Origin of the sequence: Arthrobacter sp. efr-133-TYG-120 (genome assembly GCF_030209785.1) — a bacterium.
Lineage (GTDB): Bacteria > Actinomycetota > Actinomycetes > Actinomycetales > Micrococcaceae > Arthrobacter.
Genome location: NZ_JARVRI010000014.1, coordinates 405,336 through 425,851, shown reverse-complemented (window position 1 = coordinate 425,851; position 20,516 = coordinate 405,336). Strand labels below are relative to the sequence as shown.

15 protein-coding genes and 2 pseudogenes are annotated in these 20,516 nt (G+C 63.2%); 5 read left to right on the top strand and 12 right to left on the bottom strand.

Annotated elements, in window-relative coordinates; genetic code table 11:
• A pseudogene (locus QRN51_RS10180) lies at positions 1 to 159 on the bottom strand (IS3 family transposase); the annotation flags it as partial.
• Positions 160 to 364: 205 nt separating this feature from the next.
• Positions 365 to 1,189: a pullulanase X25 domain-containing protein gene (locus QRN51_RS10175; protein WP_113990616.1), complete on the bottom strand. Its 825-nt coding sequence runs from the start codon at positions 1,187 to 1,189 to the stop codon at positions 365 to 367.
• Positions 1,190 to 1,722: 533 nt separating this feature from the next.
• Between QRN51_RS10175 and QRN51_RS10170 the strand changes: the two genes are divergently transcribed.
• Complete coding sequence (locus QRN51_RS10170; RefSeq protein WP_284989729.1) at positions 1,723 to 2,196, top strand: hypothetical protein; 474 nt, start codon at positions 1,723 to 1,725, stop codon at positions 2,194 to 2,196.
• A 61-nt stretch (positions 2,197 to 2,257) separates the two neighbouring features.
• Here QRN51_RS10170 and QRN51_RS10165 read toward each other — a convergent pair whose 3' ends face one another.
• Positions 2,258 to 3,283: an adenosine deaminase gene (locus QRN51_RS10165; RefSeq protein ID WP_284989728.1), complete on the bottom strand. Its 1,026-nt coding sequence runs from the start codon at positions 3,281 to 3,283 to the stop codon at positions 2,258 to 2,260.
• 142 nt (positions 3,284 to 3,425) lie between these two features.
• Between QRN51_RS10165 and QRN51_RS10160 the strand changes: the two genes are divergently transcribed.
• Positions 3,426 to 4,331: an MSMEG_6728 family protein gene (locus QRN51_RS10160; RefSeq protein ID WP_284989727.1), complete on the top strand. Its 906-nt coding sequence runs from the start codon at positions 3,426 to 3,428 to the stop codon at positions 4,329 to 4,331.
• A gap of 18 nt (positions 4,332 to 4,349) precedes the next feature.
• Entirely contained in the window at positions 4,350 to 4,754 is a 405-nt protein-coding gene (locus QRN51_RS10155; protein WP_284989726.1) for a DUF1622 domain-containing protein, read from the top strand.
• 202 nt (positions 4,755 to 4,956) lie between these two features.
• Here the strand turns inward: QRN51_RS10155 and QRN51_RS10150 are convergent, their stop codons facing one another.
• Both QRN51_RS10150 and QRN51_RS10145 read right to left on the bottom strand, forming a co-directional pair.
• Positions 4,957 to 6,270, bottom strand: a complete 1,314-nt coding sequence (locus tag QRN51_RS10150; protein WP_284989725.1) for a sensor domain-containing phosphodiesterase — start codon at positions 6,268 to 6,270, stop codon at positions 4,957 to 4,959.
• A 165-nt stretch (positions 6,271 to 6,435) separates the two neighbouring features.
• A complete protein-coding gene (locus QRN51_RS10145; RefSeq protein WP_502870854.1) occupies positions 6,436 to 8,874 on the bottom strand; it encodes a Tex family protein in 2,439 nt (812 codons plus the stop codon).
• A 95-nt stretch (positions 8,875 to 8,969) separates the two neighbouring features.
• On the opposite strand from QRN51_RS10145, the gene QRN51_RS10140 reads away from it, so the two are divergent.
• Complete coding sequence (locus QRN51_RS10140) at positions 8,970 to 9,266, top strand: hypothetical protein (RefSeq protein ID WP_284989723.1); 297 nt, start codon at positions 8,970 to 8,972, stop codon at positions 9,264 to 9,266.
• A 78-nt stretch (positions 9,267 to 9,344) separates the two neighbouring features.
• Here QRN51_RS10140 and QRN51_RS10135 read toward each other — a convergent pair whose 3' ends face one another.
• From QRN51_RS10135 to chvE, 5 genes and pseudogenes are all read right to left on the bottom strand, one after another.
• Positions 9,345 to 9,782 carry a CBS domain-containing protein gene (locus QRN51_RS10135; RefSeq protein WP_284989722.1) on the bottom strand — a complete coding sequence of 146 codons (438 nt, stop codon included), beginning with the start codon at positions 9,780 to 9,782 and terminating at the stop codon, positions 9,345 to 9,347.
• A 132-nt stretch (positions 9,783 to 9,914) separates the two neighbouring features.
• Positions 9,915 to 10,373 (bottom strand): nucleoside deaminase, encoded by a 459-nt coding sequence (locus QRN51_RS10130; RefSeq protein ID WP_284989737.1) that lies wholly within the window; start codon positions 10,371 to 10,373, stop codon positions 9,915 to 9,917.
• Positions 10,374 to 10,601: 228 nt separating this feature from the next.
• A pseudogene (mmsB, locus tag QRN51_RS10125) lies at positions 10,602 to 11,780 on the bottom strand (multiple monosaccharide ABC transporter permease); the annotation flags it as partial.
• Positions 11,780 to 13,312, bottom strand: a complete 1,533-nt coding sequence (mmsA, locus tag QRN51_RS10120) for a multiple monosaccharide ABC transporter ATP-binding protein (RefSeq protein ID WP_284989721.1) — start codon at positions 13,310 to 13,312, stop codon at positions 11,780 to 11,782. The pseudogene mmsB and the gene mmsA, both read right to left, overlap by 1 nt.
• Positions 13,313 to 13,403: 91 nt before the next feature.
• The gene (gene chvE / locus QRN51_RS10115) at positions 13,404 to 14,519 is read right to left on the bottom strand and encodes a multiple monosaccharide ABC transporter substrate-binding protein (RefSeq protein ID WP_284989720.1); all 1,116 of its coding nucleotides are present in this window, start codon (positions 14,517 to 14,519) and stop codon (positions 13,404 to 13,406) included.
• A 165-nt stretch (positions 14,520 to 14,684) separates the two neighbouring features.
• Between chvE and QRN51_RS10110 the strand changes: the two genes are divergently transcribed.
• Entirely contained in the window at positions 14,685 to 18,350 is a 3,666-nt protein-coding gene (locus QRN51_RS10110; protein ID WP_284989719.1) for a TM0106 family RecB-like putative nuclease, read from the top strand.
• Between the two features lie 38 nt (positions 18,351 to 18,388).
• Here QRN51_RS10110 and QRN51_RS10105 read toward each other — a convergent pair whose 3' ends face one another.
• Both QRN51_RS10105 and QRN51_RS10100 read right to left on the bottom strand, forming a co-directional pair.
• A complete protein-coding gene (locus QRN51_RS10105; RefSeq protein WP_284989718.1) occupies positions 18,389 to 19,204 on the bottom strand; it encodes a triose-phosphate isomerase family protein in 816 nt (271 codons plus the stop codon).
• Positions 19,155 to 20,504 (bottom strand): MFS transporter, encoded by a 1,350-nt coding sequence (locus QRN51_RS10100; RefSeq protein WP_059388113.1) that lies wholly within the window; start codon positions 20,502 to 20,504, stop codon positions 19,155 to 19,157. Before QRN51_RS10100 ends, QRN51_RS10105 begins: the two co-directional genes overlap by 50 nt.
• Positions 20,505 to 20,516: the final 12 nt, after the last annotated feature.

The window sequence follows — 20,516 nt, the reverse complement described above, 5'->3', positions numbered from 1 at the left end:
GCCGGCCCCGGACTCCTTACGTTCCGCGATGGCAATCCAGCGCTTGAGCGTCGTGCCCGACAGCCCAAAATCCTTCGCAATCTGCGCCAGCGGCGCCTCGCCCTTGCGGGCCACATCAATAACATCCTGGCGGAACTCCGCCCCATAAGCCGTCGGCATGGTCAACATCCTTCCACGAGCACCAGCTCGCTAGGTCAAGGAGTCAACAAAACCGGGGGCAGTCCCTTGTGGCGGAAAGTGGCATCGGTCATCGCTAGCTCCTCGGTTAGGTTCTGTTGACCTACCCTAACCTCGGACCCTGGGCGCTTGTTCCCGAGTTTTCTCCAAGTCGCATGTGGACTTGGAGAAAACGTGGGAGAACCGGCTAAGCCGTGACGATGTCGCGTGTGGCGTGGTCGTACGTGAAGGTGACCTTGCCGCCGTCGTGCTTTAGCTCGTGGTTGGCACCGTCACGTGCGCCGAACGCGCCGTAGTTCTCGTCCCACGAACGGTTCAGCGCGATCTTGTACGTGTAGAAACCGGCAGGCAACGTGGCGGCGAGGGTCCACACCTTGCGACGGGCGTTGAACTTCATCTGCACCTCGTCGTACTGCGGAGCCCAGTCCTCCGGCGCGCCGAGAATCGTGTTGAAGTCACCAGCGATCGCGACGGCGGACGGCTGCTCGAGCTTCTCGACGGCGGCAGCCGCTTTGGGTGCTGCAGCTTTCTTGGGCGTTGCCTTGGCGGCCGGGGCCTTCGTTGCTGCGGCTTTGGCAGCAGGTGCCTTTTCCACCGCGGGAGCCTTCTTGGCCGCGGTCTTCCTGGCGGGAGCCTTCTTGACGGGAGCTGTGGGAAGCGGGGTATCTGCCGGGACGGGGATGCCCTCAGTCAGCGCCGTGACGAACTCGTCCGGCTTGGCGAAAGCGACCGTGGCACGCAGGCCGTCGTCGGTGATGGTCCAGCCTGAACGGCCCTTGACGAGCCAGCCGGCCTTGACCAGCTTCGCGGTCTCCGTCGTCAGGCTCTTATGGCCGCGCGGAATGCCTCCACTGAGCAGCTCACTCTCACGCTCATCCAGCGGGACACGGACAATCGCTTCTGCCAGGATCTCGCCGGCATTCAACGACTTCTCGGACCACGTTCCCTCAGCCAAGACGTCCAGGACGGTCTTGAGACGGGCACTGCTTTTTTCGACGGTGGACTTGGCCACTGGGTCTCCTTCAACGGCGAACATTCCTTCAGCAGTCTGCCAATGTTCTGTAAATTCTGGCGACTGTTCTTGGTAAACACCGTGTGTCGTGACCCACTATTACGCCCAAACGCCGGCAAGTGATGGGCGGCTCTCGGGTACCGGCCGGTAGCTGGCGCTTGGGGTACCCTCGAGGGCCTCCAGAGAGCCCCGGCCAGAATCCGCTTCTTTCCGAGCGGCGCCGTGTGCGCCGATATCCACAACCTTGCTCCTCGGCGGGCATATCCCCTCGGGAATCGGCTAGCTTAAACCCCATGGGGAAAAAGCCTATGCAAGACGAAAACGAGCAATGGACTGCCCGCGACGAGGCACTTTGGACCACCGCGGAATTGGCAGTCCTCACGATGCGCGGCCAGTTGGGGCAACGTCAGCACCTTCCAGTACCGTTCGCCCTTCGGCTGGGCGGACCCGAGGAGAGGATCGTTGCACATGGAGGGTTTCAGCTGCTCTCCTGGCATGCACCCGGTGACGGTAGTTACGCCCACAGCCACGGAATGATGGTTGCCACCGGAAGAGGTGGACTGGCCATGATGGCCGGTTTCGCCGCGGCGCAGGCTATTGGCAACGCATCACGACGCCGGCAGGCAGCTGAAATGGCCCAGCCGCGTTGGGTTCCAATCGACCACGGGACGGTCGCCGTGAGCAACTTTGGATTTTACCTTCACTCCCCCAGTGGCATCCATGCCTGGAACTGGCACAGCATCCATATGGCCTCATTGGTGGGTCCAGGGCAGCTCAGCATCGACGGAGTTTCGGAGAATGGCCCGATCAAGTGGATCCTTCACTCTGATTGGGCCGAACTCGTCTTTATGCTCTGGGCGTCCGTCTGTAATCCGACCCATCCCCAGATGACCGACCGGACATGGCTCCCCCAGGATTGGATGACAAAAGCCATGGTGCATGCAATGAGCAATCAAGGCTATCCAACTCACTTCGCGTTTCAGGAAGTGGTCCGGGAACTTCGATAGGGCTGGTGGGCCGACAGCGAGGGCTTAGCTCCGCGCAGCGCGGTGATCGACCCGCGACCGACTAATTGACGGAAGCCTTCTCCCATTCCGAAACCTCGGCCAACAGTTCTGCCTTCCGGGCCTCGTCCGCAAACGATGAACGCACCGAGTTCGCGGCCAGGCGCGCCCGGTCGCTGACAGACAACCCGTGCACAGCCACAAGCTGCGCGAAGTTGTCGTCCACGTAGCCGCCGAAGTAGGCGGGATCGTCCGAGTTCACGCTGACATTCAGCCCGGCGGCCAACATCGCGGGCAAAGGGTGATCCGCCAGGGTATCCACGGCGCGCAGCCGGACGTTGGACAGGGGGCACACTGTCAGCGGAATCTGCTCGGCCGCCAACCTTTCCACGAGGGCCGGTTCCTCCATGCAACGGATGCCATGGTCGATCCTCTCGGCGCCAAGCAGGTCGAGCGCCTCGTACACATACGAAGCGGGCCCTTCCTCGCCGGCGTGCGCGATCCGCCGCAGTCCGGCCTCCGCCGCGCGGCGGTACAGTCGTTCGAACTTCGACGGCGGATTGCCCACCTCGGCCGAATCCAGGCCGATGCCGGCAATCGGCGCCTTCATGGCAAGAAGCTGCTCGAGGACCTCCAGTGCGGATTCCTCGGACATGTCCCTCAGGAACGCGGCAATCAGGAGCGTCGAGACGCCAAAGTCCTCCACCGACGTCGTGAGCGCAGACGCCACGCCGTTCACGCAAGTCTCCAACGCCACGCCGCGCGAGATGTGCGCCTGTGGGTCCATCATGATCTCGACGTGCCGCACGCCACCGGCCGCGGCGCGTGCCAAATAAGCCCTGGTCATGTCCGCAAAATCCTGCTCGGTGCGCAACACGGCCATGTTGGCGTAGTACAGATCCAGGAATGACTGCAGATCCGTGAACTCGTACCGTGCACGCAGCTCGTCCAAATCCGCATACGGAAGCTCAATCCCGTTCCGTTCCGCGAGCGCGAAAATCAGCTCCGGCTGAAGCGTCCCCTCGATGTGTAGGTGCAGTTCGGCACCCGGAGGTGCCGCCGTCGTCGTCGATTCGCTAAAAGTTTCCACTCGACAAGACTAGGACGAATCCTGGACGCGCCCCATCTGAGCGCCCGGCAAACAGCGATCAAAGGGCGCCAATAACACGAGCGAGGGGAAGGCCACACCGCGTCAACTTGGATCTACGCCGTTCGGCCCCCAAACTGAAAGGATGCAGACCTTCCTCCCGTTCCCCGATTTCAAGCAAAGTGCTGCCGTCTTGGACACCGCAAGGCTTGGCAAGCAGCGTGTCGAAGCACTGCAGATCCTTCGCGCACTGGTGATCCCCGAGTTCGGCCGGCCCTCCCACCCCGCTATCCGCATGTGGATGGGCTACGTTCCCGCGCTCACCCTCTACGGCCTGGCCATGGTGGACGAATGGGTCGCCCGCGGCAATCCGGACAACACCCGCGCCAGCATCACCGAGTTCGCACCCCAGGCAGCCCACCCGGACTACGCGTCCAAGATTCCGATGCCGCCGTGGCTGGGCGACGCCGATTTCCACCTGAGCCACCGCTCCAAGCTGCTCCAAAAGGAGCCCCGCTTCTACGCCGAGCTCTTCCCGGACACTCCGAACGACCTCGAGTACCTCTGGCCCGAGCCCAGTCACGAGTTCATCCCCGAAGACCCCTACGACGACTTCATCTGGGTGCTTCGCGCTCCGGTGGGCGACGTCGAACCCGAGAAGATCGACAAGGTGGGGATGCCGGCAGCAGGCAAGGCGAAGGCCGCGAACAGCGAGGGCGACGGCTACCAATTCGTTTATGCCTCGGAAACGTCCCGCCGTCCGGGCAAGACCGCCCGCAAGGCCCCGAAGCAGCTGGTGAAGAAGCCCACGCGCAATCGCCAGCGCCAAGATGAGGCCTTCCGGACGCTCCCCGGCAACACGCCAGTTCTCGTCCCCATCGAGGGCGGCGCCAAGTTTGCGCTGGGCAAGATCCATGGCCGCCCCATCACTTTGGAAGACGGCCGTTTCGGCCGCAACTTCGAGGTCACCAAGATCATCGACCGCACGGACTTCGACTACCCCGCCTTGTTGCAGGATCCTCGGGCGTTCTTCCCGATCCCGGCACCCTAGCCTGGGACAAGGGAACTGATGGATTTCCAGCAAATCATCGAGGTCGTCGGCCGGTACATGGACTTTGCGGGTGTGGCAGTGATGGTTGTGGGGGCCATCGCGTCGATACCCCTTGCCCTGCGCGGTTACAAGCCCAAACGCCTGCCGGCAAGCTCGGCACCGCTTTCGGTGTACCGCTCCTACAGGCAGCTTCTGGGACGCTCCATTCTGCTTGGCCTCGAATTTCTGGTGGCCGCGGACATCATTCGTACAGTCGCAGTCACCCCCACCTTTGAGAGCGTGGGGGTGCTGGCGGTCATCGTGCTGATCCGGACGTTCTTGAGCTTCTCCATCGAGCTTGAGATTACCGGGCGTTGGCCGTGGCAGAAGGCTCCCGCTCCCTCCCCGGACTCCGGAGCCCATCCGACATCACCGGCTTCGTGACACACGAGTAGGCGCCGGAGAAGCTACTTCCCCAACCGTGCCGCTCTTGCTTGGGACGAATGAGAACAGTTTCATCGGAGATGCCCGGTAGGCCCTTTGGTGAATACTCTGGTTCCCGATGAGTGCCAGCTCAGGCCATCCCTAACGCAACTAACTCGCAGTAGGTGTCGTTCTCAAGCCTCAAAACGACAACAAATGCGAGTTAGTTGGGCGCCTCACCCCACCGTGCCCAGTCCTCTGGCCGCACCGAGGGCCGCCCGAGAAGGTAGCCCTGCCCGGCGGTCATGCCGAGCTCCGCCACCGCGCTCAACTCAGCTTCGGTTTCGATCCCCTCGGCGACCAAAGCTGCCCCGATTTCCTTCGCGAAGCCGACCATGGCCGCCCCCAAGGCCCGTTGGCCCGGGTCAGTATCGATGCCAGCAATGATTTCCCTGTCCAGCTTGATCACATCAGGCTTGAGCAACAGGACGTGGCGCATGGAAGCAAAACCCGCACCGGCGTCATCAACTGCGATCCTTAAGCCGCGGCAGCGCAAAGGTGCAAGTGCCGCTGCGAGGGGACCATAGTCAACAACGTGGTGGCGTTCCGTCACCTCGAGCACGATCCGGCTGGTCGATATTCCAGAGTGCTCGAGAATATCGGAGAGTCTCGCGTCCAGGTATGCCCGGGGTGAGAGATTCACGGAAACCGACAACGCGATTGGCAGCCCCTTCGCAGCCGCAAGTGCGGTCTCGAAGGCAAGAATCTCAAGCTCAACATCCAATTCGACAGCCGTCGCCTCAGCGAACATCACCTCCGGGGAAATATCCGGAGAGCCCGGGAACCGGGTCAAGGCTTCAGCCCCAACGATTGAATCTGATTCCAGGGAGCGGATGGGTTGGAATGCCGTCATCAAGGAACGCCCGGCGAGCACCGCCTCGACCCGGCTCCTGATCTCGCCGGTAGCCAGCGTGTCCGCCGTCCCGGGGTCAAGCGCCCTGCTGGTTCCTTCGAAACCAGCAGGGCGTCCCGCGGCGTCGCGAAGCGTTCTTCCGGACACCTCCACCAGAACCCTGCTGCCGTCCTTGTGGCGGCACACGGCGTGAAGTCCGGACCAGCCGGCGGTAGCGTCCTCGGTGGAAGCCCTTCCTTGCAGGGCGTCGGCCAGATCATCAGGGTCAATGATCAGCCGGAAATGCCTGCCTAGTAATTCTGAAGGCTCGTATCCGGTCAACTCCACGCCCGCCGGGCTGGAGAAGGTGAAGCGCCCGTCAGGTCCTATGGCCCACAACCACTCCCGGCTGGTGGTCAGCACCGTATCCATCAAGCGCGTGGTCCGGGACGCTTCAGCCCGCTCCCGGAGCTGCTGGCGTACCAAGGAAAACGATGCGAAAACCACAAGCGGCACCACGAGCAACGAAAAAACGTCCGCAATCCAGACCGGCCATCCCCAGGCCTCCCAAGAGTCATCGCCGAAGAGGTACGGCAGGCCCACCGCCAAGGCAACACACAACTCCATGGCGAAGATGGCGTACAACCACCATCGAGGCCTGAACGACCGTGTCTTCTTCCCTTGCCCGCGCGTTCGAAACATGGCCCCCCCTGGCACAGGCTAACGCTTCTGATCTCCTACATGATGCCACTCATACTTCAGGAATCGGCAGCATTGCTTCGAAATCACCGCAGGGGATAGGCGCCGTGGCTACTTCCCCAGCCCGGCCCGGCGCAACGCTTCCGCCATGGCCGTGTTGACCGGCGCTTGAGGAGCCGCCTTCGCGGGGGCCGCCTTCGCCGGGGCCCCCTTCGCGCCCTGTCCGGGCTGCGGTGCCGGACGCCGCTCGCCGCGCTCGCCACCACGCGGGCCGCGGTCACGCCCGCCGCCCCGGGAACCGGAGCCGCCCCGCGAACCGGACCCGCCTTCGGTGCCGGGTTCGTCGTCGAGCCTGAGGGTGAGCGAAATCCGCTTCCGCTCAGGATCGGCTTCCAGGACCTTCACGCGTACCACTTGCCCCGACTTCACGATTTCGCGCGGATCGGAAACAAAGCGATTGGCCAGCGCGGAGACGTGGACCAGGCCGTCCTGGTGCACTCCGACATCCACGAAAGCCCCGAACGCCGCCACATTGGTGACGGTGCCTTCCAGGATCATGCCGGGCTTGAGGTCGGAAATCTTCTCGATACCCTCGGAGAACGTCGCCGCGGCGAATGCCGGACGGGGGTCGCGGCCCGGCTTTTCGAGTTCGGACATGATGTCGCGCACGGTGGGCAGGCCAAACGTCCCATCCACGAACGCCTGCGGATCGAGCGAGGACACCGCGGCTCCACGGGCAGCCGCGACGATCTTTCTCGCCACCGAATAGGCTTCCGGGTGGACGCTTGACGCGTCGAGCGGTTCCGCTCCCCCGGTGATCCGCAGGAAGCCAGCGCACTGTTCGAACGCCTTCGCACCCAGCCGCGGCACCTTCTTGAGGTCGGCTCGCTTGGCGAACGGGCCGTTCTCGTTGCGGTACGCCACAATGTTCTCGCTCAGGAGCGGCCCGACGCCGGCCACCCGGGCCAGGAGCGCGGGCGACGCCGTGTTCACGTCCACGCCCACAGCGTTCACGCAGTCTTCGACGACGGCGTCCAGCGAGCGGTCGAGCTTCGCCGCCGTGACGTCGTGCTGGTACTGCCCCACACCGATCGACTTCGGTTCGATCTTCACCAATTCGGCCAGCGGATCCTGCAACCGTCGGGCGATCGAAACGGCTCCGCGCAAGGACACGTCCATGCCCGGCAGTTCGGCGGCTGCAAGCGCAGACGCAGAGTACACCGAAGCACCTGCCTCGGAGACCACGAGTTTCTGCAACGTGGGACCGCCGGATGCTGCCAGCGACTTGATGAGCTGCACGGCGAGCTTGTCCGTTTCCCGCGACGCCGTGCCGTTGCCGATCGCCACGAGCTCGACGCCGTGCTGCCGCGCCAAACGCTCCAGCGTCACCAAGGCCTCGTCCCACTTCTTGACCGGGGCGTGCGGATAGACGGTGTCGGTGGTTACGACTTTGCCTGTGCCATCGACGACAGCCACTTTCACGCCCGTGCGCAGTCCCGGGTCCAGGCCCAGTGTGGCGCGGTTTCCTGCCGGAGCCGCGAGCAGCACGTCGCGGAGGTTCGCGGCGAACACCCGCACGGATTCGTCCTCGGCCTGCGCGAACATGCGACCGCGCAGGTCGTTGCTCAGCCGGTCCAGGATGCGCGAGCGCCAGGCGATCTGTGCGGTCTGGACAAGCCACGAATCGGCGGGCCGGCCACGCTCGGCGACCCCGAGGCACGTGGCCACGGCGTTCTCATAGCGGCCGCGCGCGGCGGCCAGGGCGTCGTCGTCGGCTGGTTCTGCCTCGGCGAGATCGAGCTCAAGGACGCCGTCGTTCTCGCCGCGCAGGAGCGCGAGCACGCGGTGGCCAGGCATGCCGGACGGCACTTGGGAAAACTCGAAGTAGTCCTTGAACTTGTGCCCCTCGAGTTCCTGGCCCTTCTTCACGCGCGACACCATCCGGCCCTGCGTCCACAACCGCTCGCGCAGCGTTTCGGCCAGATCAGGGTCCTGGGAGACCCGCTCCACGAGGATCGAGCGGGCACCGGCGAGCGCCGCGGAGGCATCGTCAATGGAGTGCTCAGCGTTGAGATACTTGGCCGCCTCACGCTCAGGCTCCAGCTGCGGGTTCGCGAGAAGCGCATCAGCAAGCGGCTCGAGGCCGGCCTCGCGGGCGATCTGCGCTTTGGTGCGGCGCTTGGATTTGAAGGGCAGGTAGATGTCCTCGAGCCGGGACTTGGTATCGGCGCCGACGACGGCGGCCTCCAGTTCCGGAGTCAGCTTGCCTTGGGCGGCAATCGCCTCAAGGACCGTTCGACGGCGGTCCTCCAGGTCCCGCAGGTACCGGAGCCGTTCCTCGAGCTCGCGCAGCTGGGTGTCATCGAGCGTCCCGGTGACTTCCTTGCGGTACCGGGCGATGAACGGGACGGTGGATCCGGCGTCAAGCAATTCAACCGCGGCCTTGACCTGCCAGGCCTTCACGCCGAGCTCTTCGGCGATCAATGCGTGGATGGCGGCGTCTGCTGACTGGGGCTGTGCTGACTGAGGCTGGGGAAAATGGGTCACCATGACATTTTGCCCTACCTAAAGACGGCGCGGAGTGCTGTAGTGGAAAGAGCCGCCGTTGATCCGGTCAGGAATGCTACTCAAGGAAGAGGCGCATCATGCAAGAACTGCTCATCATCCTGCAGGACGGCTTTGACGCAGATGACGTAGAAGTCACCGTCAACCACAAAGAGGCCCACCACGAGCGCGACGTATCGACCAGGGAGATGCTGGGAATGGCGGCAGAGATCTCCGTGGAGTTGCCCGCCAAGGGATCCGCCGTGGGCGTCGAGGTCACGAGCCGTCGGCTGAGCGCGAGCAAGAAACTCCACGGAAAAGCAAAGAGCCTGCTGGTGTCCATCGAGGACGGGGAACTGGTGATGCGGGAAGGCACCGGGCGGGAAGCGTTTCTCTAGCTTCCGGCGCTTCTTGACCCGCATGCGGAAGCGCCACGGCCGGCGGGCCGTGACGCTTGATGGGTGCGAAAGTTGCGGTTAGCCCAGTTGCGCCATGGGGGTCTTGGCGGAGATGTGCTCCACCAATTCGCCTACGCGCTCCTCGGTGTAGTTGCGGGCGATGTCGCCCTGGCTGATGATGCCCACCAACTTGTGGTCGGTGATGACCGGAAGGCGCCGGATCTGGTGCTTTTCCATCAGGTCGATGGCTGCGTCGATGCTGGCATCTGCATCGATCCAGATCGGCGTGCCCTGGGCGAGATCTGCCGCGGTGAGCCGGTCAGCATCCAGTCCCTCAGCAACGCACCTGACCACAATGTCGCGGTCAGTGATGAATCCTTTGAGTCTTCCATCGTTGCCGCAAATGGGCAGCGAACCGACGTCCAGATCGCGCATCAGGACAGCCGCGTCACGCAGCGACTGCTCTTCTTTGACGCACTGGGCATTGGTGGTCATGAATTCGCGCACAACACTCATGAGTCCTCCTTGATCGATTGGGTATCGACGCGGACCCCCGGCACCGACGCCGATGCTGTCAGCCTACGCTTGGGCCTCGGCTGTGGCCAGATGCCGTTTGATTCGCCGGATTTCCCGCTGCTCGCGCCGGTCTTATTCGGCGATGTCCTCGGCCCACAGTTCCGGATTCCCTTCCTGGAACGTGCGCATCATGTCGACGCACCGCTGGTCATCGAGGACCACAACCTCTACGCCCCGGGACCGCAGCAGCTCGAATTCGCCGCCGAAGGTGCGGGCCTCCCCCACCACCACGCGCGGGATTTTGAACTGGATGATGGTGCCCGTGCACATGGCACACGGAGCGAGGGTCGTATAGAGGGTGGTGTCCCGGTAGCTCTTCTGCCGGCCGGCTGCGCGGAGGGCCGACATTTCCCCGTGGGCGATGGGATCGCCGTTCTGGACACGTTCGTTGTGCCCGCTCGCGATCACCACCCCGCCACGGGCAAGCGCTGCGCCAATGGGAATGCCGCCTTCGCCAAGGCTCTTCCGGGCTGCCTGATAGGCCGCTTCGAAGGCGGAATCGTGGGAGGTTTGGGCGTCAGACTGGGTCATTCGGAGCCTGCTTTCCAGGAGGTGGGGGAACGGGTGGGCTTTGCGAGTGGGACGTGGACTGCCGTGTTGGCCCCAGCGTAGCGCTGAAAAGCGCAGGCCCCCGGCTGTTGGGCCGGGACCTGCGCTTTTGCCCATCTCGCTTAGGCGCTTGCGACCGGTGTCCTGGTCTTTGCCTCGCTGGGGGCACTTCGGGGGGGTAGTCTTCCTCCGTTGGCGGCCGCTCCCGTTCGACCCTCCCGCGCGTCGCTTGTTGAAGACATCGAAAGCGACGGCGGCCAAAAGTACCAGGCCCTTGATCAGCTGCTGGTATTCGGTTCCGACGCCAAGAATGGACATGCCGTTGTTGAGGATGCCGATGATCAAGCCGCCGATGAGGGCGCCCATTACCGTTCCAATTCCGCCGGTGACGGCAGCGCCTCCGATGAAGACCGCGGCGATCGCATCAAGTTCGAAGCCGTCCCCGGCCTTGGGGTTGGCCAGGTTCAGCTGCGCGGTAAAGACGAGGCCGGCCAAGGCCGCCAGAACACCCATGTTCACGAACAGGGTGAACGTGACCCGTTTGACCTTCACGCCGGAGAGTTCTGCGGCGAACCGGTTGCCGCCGATAGCGTAGATATGGCGTCCCCAGACCGAGTTGGCCATCACGGCTGAATAGGCGACGGTGAGCAGGCCGAGCACGATGAGCACGATCGGAGTTCCGCGGTAGCCTGCGAGCAGATAGGTGATGAGCAGGATCAGTAACGCGGTGAAGACCATCTTGCACACAAACCAGGCGAACGGCTCGTCCTCGAGGTTGTGCTTGCGGCGCGCCGCCCGTTGGCGCAGGTCCTGCACAACCAGAGCAATGGTGGCGACGATGCCGATGATCATTGTGAGTGGCTCAAGGGCGGAGGTGCCGCCCCCTAGGTCAGGGAGGAAGCCGCTGCCCAAGGATCGAAACTCGTCCGGGAAAGGGGAAATCTGCTGGTTCTGCAAGGCGATCTGGGTCAGCCCGCGGAAAGTGAGCATACCGGCCAGGGTGACGATGAAGGCCGGTATGCCGAAGTAGGCGATCCAGAAGCCCTGCCACATGCCAACGAGGGCGCCGATCGCTAGGCAAAGGATGATGGCGAGCCACCAAGGCACGCCCCATTGGGTAATCATGACACCTGACATTGCTCCGACGAAGGCGACCACGGACCCGACGGAGAGGTCGATGTGTCCGGCGATGATGACCATCACCATGCCAATGGCGAGAATGAGAATGTAGCTGTTCTGCACGATCAGGTTCGAGACGTTGATCGGAGCCAGCGTGATGCCGTTGGTGCTCACCTGGAAGAACAGGATGATCACAATCAGGGCGATGAACAGGCCGACTTGGCGCAACTGGCCGGCCAGGTAGTGCAATGCGGAGCGAAGCGCAAACATCAGGCTTCCTTTTCTAGGGTCATGTATTGCATCAGGTACTCGGCAGTGGCCTTTTCCCGTGGAATGTTAGCGGTGATCCGGCCCTCCGAGAGGGTGTAGATCCGGTCGCAGATGCCCAGCAGTTCGGGCAGCTCGGAGGAGATGACAACGATGCCCTTACCCTCGTCTGCCAGCTGGTTGATGATCGTATAAATCTCGTATTTGGCGCCGACGTCGATTCCTCGGGTGGGCTCGTCCAGGATCAGGACGTCTGGGTTGGCGAACATCCATTTCGACAGGACGACCTTTTGCTGGTTGCCGCCGGAGAGTTTTCCGGTGACCGCGGCGACCGTAGCTGCCTTGATTTTCATGCTGCGTCGATAGCCTTCGGCGACCAGGTTCTCCTTGTTGCTGTCTACCCAGCCCCAACGAGAGAGCTTGTCCAGGGCTGCGCCGGAGACATTACGCATGACGTTGTCCAGCAGGTTCAGTCCATAGTGCTTGCGGTCCTCGGTGGCATACGCGATGCCGTGCTTAATCGCGGCGGCCACGGTGTTGGTTCTTATCTCTTGACCGTTTTTGTAGACGTGGCCGCTGATCTTCGCCCCGTAGCTGTGGCCGAAGATACTCATCGCGAGCTCGGTGCGTCCGGCGCCCATCAGTCCGGCGATGCCGACTATCTCGCCGGCGCGGACGTTGAAGCTCGCGTTCTTGACCACCTGCCGGCTCTGGTCCACCGGGTGGTGCACGGTCCAGTCCTCGACCCGCAGGATTTCCTCCCCGATCGATGGCTCGTGTTCGGGATAGCGGTGGTCGAGGTCCCGGCCCACCATTCCCTTGATGATGCGTTCCTCCGAGATGTCATCCTTGTGCATGTCAAGAGTCTCGATGGTCCGGCCATCGCGGATAATGGTCACCTTATCCGCAATGGCTTTGATCTCGTTGAGCTTGTGGCTGATGATGATCGAGGTGATGCCCTGGGCCTGCAAGTGCTTGATCAGGCGCAGCAAGTGTGCCGAGTCCTCGTCGTTCAGGGCCGCGGTCGGCTCGTCAAGGATGAGGAGCTTCACCCGCTTGGAAAGTGCTTTGGCGATTTCGACCAGCTGCTGCTTGCCCACGCCTAGATCCGTGATCTTGGTGATCGGGTTGTCGTTGAGGCCCACGCGCGCGAGTAGCTTTGAGGCCTCGAGGTTTGTCTTGTTCCAGTCCACGAAGCCGTTCCTGGCTTGTTCGTTGCCGAGGAAGATGTTCTCCGCGATGGAAAGGTAGGGGCTCAGGGCGAGCTCCTGATGGATGATCACGATGCCTGCGGCCTCGGAGCCTTTGATGTCTTTGAATTCGCAAAGCTCGTTTTCGAAATGGATTTCGCCTTCGTAGGTCCCGGCCGGGTAGACACCGGAAAGTACCTTCATCAGCGTTGATTTACCGGCCCCGTTTTCACCGCAAATCGCGTGTACGTGGCCCCGCTGGACCTCAAGGGAAACATCCTGGAGGGCCTTGACCCCTGGGAATGTCTTGGTGATGCCGCGCATCTCGAGAATATTCGTCGTCACGTCAAGTCCTAGCTTTCGCGTTTTCACGCTGTGGATCTCAGAAGTGTGGTGGTGGCGGTACGGTCCGCCACCACCACGGTTCAGGGCTGGACTACTTCAGGTCCGAATCTTTGTAGTAGCCACTGTCGACAAGGACGGTCTGGTAGTTCGTCTTCGTGACAACGACCGGCTGCAACAGATAGGTCGGTACGATCTTGGCCTTGTTGTCGTAGCTCTTGGTGTCATTGGCCTCGGGAGTCTTGCCCTTGAGCAGGTCATCGGCCATGGTGACCGCCTGCTTTCCGAGGTCGCGGGTGTCCTTGAAGATCGTCGAGTATTGCTGGCCGGCGATGATCGACTTCACGGAGGCAGCCTCCGCGTCCTGACCGGTGATGACCGGCAATGCCGAGGGTGAATAGCCCGAAGCAGTCAGCGCGGAGATGATCCCGATCGAGAGACCGTCATAAGGGGAGAGGATTCCCTGCACCTTGGCGCCGCCCGAGTAGGTGCTGGCGATCAGGTTCTGCATGCGCTTCTGGGCCGTCGCGGGATCCCAACGCAGCGTGGCGATCTGCGTAAAGCCCGTCTGGCGGCTCTTGACCAAAAGGGTGCCATCGTCGATGTACTTCTTCAATGTCTCCATCGCGCCGTTGTAGAAAAAGGTCGCGTTGTTGTCGTCAGGGCTGCCTGCGAAAAGCTCCACATTGAATGGGCCCTTCTTCCCGGTTTCCTTGCCGTCCTTATCGAGGATCCCCAGCCCGGCCAGCAGCGAAGTGGCCTGCTGGACCCCGACCTTCTTGTTGTCGAATGTCGTGTAGTAGTCAACGTTCTTGTTGCCGTTGATCAGGCGATCGTACGCGATGACCTTGATGCCGGCCTTGGCCGCGTTGTCCAGCTGGTCGCTGAGCGCGGTTCCGTCGATCGCAGCGATGATCAGCACCTTGGCGCCCTTGGTGATCATGTTGCTGATCTGCTGGACCTGCTGTGGAATCTTGTCGTCACCGTACTCAAGGTCCGTCTTGTAGCCCAGCTTTTCCAGCGAAGCCTTGATGGCATCACCGTCCTTGATCCAGCGTTCGGAGGTCTTTGTCGGCATCGCAATGCCCACCAAGGATCCGCTGTTGTCCCCTCCGCTGCTTTGGGCACTAGCGCCGCGGCTACCACAGGCGGCAACGCTGAGGGCCATACTGACGGCGACAGCGCCGACAATAAGCTTCCGTAGTTTCACTTTCAGTCCTTCGATTGCAGTTGACGTCGTTGTCGAGAAAACCCCGAAGATCACCCCCGGTTGACCTGCGTCACATGTTAGCGCTAACAAGCCCTGTTGGGCAACCACTTACTGTCGGACCGCACTGATAGCTTGGCTTCATCAGCTCAACGGTCTGGGGGCACGGTGTTTTTTCTCGAATCGGTAGATGCAGGGCAAGCGCAGGATTTGGTGTTTTCCGCGAGCGACCTCGTGACGGCCTCCACCTGCGAGTACCAATTGCTGCGCACGTTGGATGAAAAGCTGGGCCTCTCACAGAAGCCGGCCTTCGACGTCGACGAAATGCTGGAACGGACCGCCGCGCTGGGCGACATTCACGAGCACAGGGTTCTGGACCGTTTCGTAGCCGAGTTCGGCACCTGGGATCCGCTCGCGCATAAGGGGGTGTTCGACGTCGTTCCCGCCAAAGCGATGGACCGCGCCACCCTGCAAGCCAAGCATGCGGAATCCATCGAGGCGTTGCGATCCGGCGCCGATGTCGTCTTCCAGGCCGCGTTCTTCGACGGCCAGTTTCACGGACGGTCCGATTTCCTCGTCAAGCAGCCGGATGGCAGCTACGCCGTGTACGACACCAAGCTCGCCCGCCACGCCAAAGTCACGGCCCTGCTGCAATTGGCTGCCTACGGCGATCAGCTGCTCAAGGCGGGAATCACACCGGCCCCGGATCTGACCCTTGTCCTCGGGGCTACGATTCAGCGGGAGTCTGCTGGATCGGACGGCCGGGGCGGCTTCGACTACGTGCACAGCGACCACCGGCTCGCCGACGTCTTGCCGGTCTTCCGCGAACGCCGGGACCGCTTCCTCGCTTTGACGGACACGCACCGATCGCGGCTGGAGCCTATCGAATGGGGCGCACCCGGAGTCACCGCATGCGGCCGCTGCGACTACTGCAAAGAACAAGTGCGCCTCCACCGGGACCTGCTGATGGTGGCGGGCATGAGAATCACGCGGCGCAAGAAGCTCATGGAAAACGGCATCTTCACCATTGATGCCCTTGCTCAGATGCCCGACGCCGCCGATTCCGCGACGCGGCGCCTGCAGGAACAGGCCCGACTACAGACCGGAACAGCCACCCCCGATGGCACCGTCACGTACACCGACAAGACCGGCGCAGCCAAGAGCATCAGCTATTCCGTTCTCGAGTCCAACTCCTTGGCCCGGCTCCCCCGGCCGGACGCGGGAGACATCTTCTTTGACTTCGAGGGAGACCCCCTGTGGCAGGACCCGGTAACGGGCCGCTGGGGACTGGAGTACTTGTTCGGGGTGATCGAGAATCCGGCCGAGCCGGGCGGAACTCCCGTGTTCAAGCCGTTCTGGGCACACTCCCGGGCTGAAGAACGGCAGGCGTTCATCGATTTCCTCGACTACGTGGAAGAACGCCGCATGAAGTATCCGGACATGGGGATCTACCACTATGCGGCCTACGAAAAAACCGCGCTGCGGAACCTGTCTGTCATCCATACCGTTGGCGAAGCCGCCGTGGACAACCTCCTCCGCGAAGGCGTGTTGGTTGACCTCTACGACACCGTGCGGCACAGCATCCGTATCTCCGAAGACTCCTACAGCATCAAGAAACTCGAGCCCCTGTACATGGGAGAACATTTGCGCTCGGGTGACGTGACCGACGCAGGGGCCTCCGTGGTTGCCTACGCCAACTACTGCACGGCCAGGGACGCGCACCGCGAAGATGAAGCGGCAACGATCCTGGCGGGCATCTCCGACTACAACGAATATGACTGCCTCTCCACCCTGGAACTGCGGAATTGGCTGCTGGGCCTGGCAGCCGAACGCTCCATTGAACCCGGTTTTCCGGGTACCTCGGGACCCGGGCTACCCGCGGAGACCGAGCCGGACAAGTACCAGGCCGCGCCCGAGGAAACAGCCCTCCTCGAGTACCTTGCCGACTTGCCGGACGATGCCCTCCGCTCCGACGACAACAGGGCGGTGGCCTTGGTGGCGGCCGCGGTCGGCTTTCACCGGCGTGAGGACAAGCAATTCTGGTGGGGACACTTCGACCGCCTGGACCGGCCAGTCTCCGAATGGGAGGACACCAGGGACTGCTTCATCGTGGAGGGCGGCGACGTGCTGGAGGACTGGGCCAAGCCGACTCCCCGAAGCAACCCGGCACGGAAGGTAAGGCTGTTCGGCCACGCAGCCGATGGCTCCGGTTTCGCGCCCGGCAAGAAGTACTTCCGGATGTACGGGCCTCCCGTGCCGGAGGCTTTCGGCGGTAAGGCAGTCAGTGCCCTGGGCAGGTCGGGAATGTCCGGCACGGAGGTGACCGAGGTCGGCGATCCCGAGGGCTTCGATGACGGCGGCATGCTTTCGGGTCCCGACGACGGCGCTTCGGATGCCGTAACCATTTCGGAGCGGCTGCCCAAGGGTGCCGAGGAATACTGCCAGCTTCCCATGGCCCTGACGCCCGATGCTCCGGTCAACACCGACGGGCAGAGGAAGGCCTTGAGCGAACTGGCCATCCAGGTGCGTTCCAGTCTGCCGTCGTGGCCCAAGGATCCGGCGCTGGATCTGTTGCGCCGCGTCCCACCGAGGCTGGCCACGCTTGCGGAACTGCCCGCCGTCGGGCCTGGCGACGATGCATATGTGGACGCCATCACCGCTGCCGTGTCGGATCTTGACCAGTCATATCTCGCTGTCCAAGGGCCGCCGGGAACGGGCAAGACGTACGTTGGTTCGCATGTTGTCGCGCGCCTGGTGCGTGCGGGCTGGAAAGTAGGGGTTGTTGCGCAGTCCCATGCCGTCGTCGAGAACATGCTGCACGCCGCAGTGAAGGCCGGGGTGGATCCTTCGCTCATCGCCAAGGAAATGAAGCATGACGACCCCGTTCCCTGGGACCAGCAGGCCAAGGACGACATTGAGCGGCTGCTGGCCGCGCCGGGCGGCTGCCTGATCGGCGGCACGGCATGGACCATGACGGGCCGCACCGTTCCTCCGGGATCCCTGGACTTGCTGGTGATCGACGAAGCCGGTCAGTTCTCGCTCGCCAACACCCTCGCCGTGAGCCGGGCAACCAAGCGGCTCCTGCTCCTTGGCGACCCCCAGCAACTTCCCCAAGTCACGCAGGGCAAGCACCCGGAACCCGTTGATGAATCCGCTCTCGGCTGGCTGGCCCACGGCGCGCACACGCTGCCCGCAAAGCTCGGCTACTTCCTGGCGACGTCGTGGCGCATGCACCCGGATTTGTGCGCCGCGGTTTCGGAGCTGTCCTACGATGGTCGGCTGCATTCAGCACCGGCTGCTTCCAAGCGGCGGCTCTCAGGAGCTCGGGCCGGCGTCGAATGCGTCTACGTCCCGCACGGCGGCAACTCCACCCAGTCTCCCGAGGAAGCCGCGGAGGTAGTCCGGCAAGTCAGGGCGCACCTCGGGCTGGCTTGGCTGGACCCCCGGGAATCAACCGAGGAGCAGCCGCTGGCCGAAAAGGACATCCTCGTGGTGGCTGCCTACAACGCCCAGGTCCAGCTCATTCAGCACGAACTAAGGGCAGCCGGACTTCGCGGTGTGCGGGTGGGGACCGTGGACAAGTTCCAGGGGCAGGAAGCTCCCGTGGTGATTGTGTCCATGGCTGCGTCCGCAGCCGCCGAGGTGCCGCGCGGCATGGAGTTCCTGCTCTCGCGCAACCGGATCAATGTGGCGGTGTCGCGCGGTCAGTGGCGCGCCGTCGTCGTTCGCTCACCGGAGCTGACAAACTACCTGCCGACCCGGCCGGAAGGGCTGGAGCAGCTGGGCGGCTTTGTGGGCCTGTGCCAGCGTGGAGACCCAACTGACTGGCAGTAGTTGTCGTTTTGAGGGCTGAAAACGACAACTACTGCGAGTTAGTTGGGCAAGCCCAGCGCCTCATCCGACTCAAGGGCCTCATCCAGTACCGCCCCGAAGTTCGCGGCGTCGTGGGCGAAGCGGCCTAGGAAGAGTCCTGACACGCCCCGCAGTTCGGGCAGGAGCCCCGGTTTGGCGGAGCCACCGTAAATGACCGGCAGCCCGGCGAGGGCATGTTCGGCCAGCAGATTCCGGAGGTGGGCGACGACGTCGGACACGTAGGCTGCGCGGGCTGGCTCGGCAGCGCCGATGGCCCACACCGGTTCGTACGCAATAACCAGGCGGGCCGCGGTCGCCCAGTCGTCCCGGACGGCGGCAGAGATCTGCCGGAACACGAACGACGCCGACACCGCCGGATCGGCGACGGCCTCCTCGCCGACACACAGCAGCGGGGTCAACCTTGCCTCCACGGCGGCCCGGACCTTCAACGCGACCACGGCGTCGTCCTCGGCGAAGTGCCGGCGTCGTTCAGCGTGTCCGATCTCCACGAGCCGCACACCGAGCTCCACCAGCAACGACGGTGACACTTCCCCCGTCCATGGACCCTCGGCCCAGCCGCAGTTCTGCGCACCCAGGTGGACAGGAGAGCCGTCCAGAATCCGGGCCGCCTCAGGCAACATGGGGAACGACGGGATCACAAACGGGACCACCCGCCCGGCCACGAGGGCCGGACGGGCGTCCACTTCGCTTCGGAGTTGCTCCAGCCAAGACATGCTGTGCCGGTACCCCATGTACATCTTGGTGCTGACCCCGATGTACAACGGACTACTTGTCCAGGAGATCGTCGGCCTTGTTCCTGAATGCCCGCGTGCCATACATCATGGCAGCCGCCAGGAAGGGCAGGATACCGAGCGCATAGACCCCGGCGGATCCGGTGGGGTCCGCCGTGGCGCTGTTGACCGCGGTCCGAAGGATCGGGGCCACGAAGCCGCCCAGGTTGCCCAGCGAGTTGATCAGGCCGATGCCCGCCGCGGCTGCCGAACCCGCAAGGAACGCCGTGGGGTAGGCCCAGACCACCGGCCCGACGGCGAGGAAGCTGCAGACGGCGAGGGTGATGAAGATCAGTCCGAGGACCGGCTGGTGGTTGGTGCCGGCCCATGCCGAACCGAGGATGCACACACCGGTGGAGACGAACAGCACGGTGCCGAACATGCGGCGCTTGGCCACCGTATTGGCGGCCCGGCCGATCAGGTAGCAGGAGAAGATGCCAAAGAACCACGGCACCGCGATCAGGAGCCCGACGGCGAGGCCCACCTTCTGGCCTGTCAGCGAGGACACCTGCTGCGGGAGGAAGAAGGTGACGCCGTAGACGGCGATCTGCAGGCAGAAGTAGATGAGGGTGAAGTACCAGACGCGGCCGTTGCGCATCGCCGCGAAGACGCCCCGCGGCCCGGTTTCATCCTTGACCGTGTCTTCCTGCGTCATGATCTCCTTGAGCGCGAACTTCTCGTCGACGTTGAGGAACTTGGCCTTCTCCGGCCCGTTGATGAGGAAGAAGAACGCAGCAACACCCGCGAGTACCGCCAGGATGCCCTCGGTGAAGAACATGACCTGCCAGCCACGGACGCCCGGAAGCTGGTCGCCGATGTTGATGAGCCAGCCGGAGAGCGGGTTGCCGATCATTTGGGAGAACGGCTGGGCGAGGTAGAAGATCGCGAACATCTGCACGCGCACTTTGTTCGGGAACCACTCGGCCAAGTACATGATGACGCCGGGGAACAGGCCCGCCTCGGTCACGCCGAGAAGGAACCGCAGGATCACGAAGGACGTCTCGCCCTGCACGAATGCAAAGCAAGCCGAGACGATACCCCACGTGATCGCAATACGGGCAAGCCAGACCTTCGCGCCGACCTTCTTGAGCAGCAGGTTGCTGGGGATTTCAAAGATCGCGTAACCGATGAAGAAGATACCGGCACCGAGCGCGAACGCCCCGGCCGAGACGCCTTTGTCGGCGCCGAGTGCAGCTTCGGCGAATCCGACGTTGGTGCGGTCGAGGAAGGAAACCACATAGAGGATGACCAGCATCGGCATGAGCCGGAAGGCAGCCTTGCGGATCGCCGATTTCAGGACCGGCGAATCCAGCATCTCCTTCGTGGACGTTGTTACAGCGGACATCGAAACTCCTCG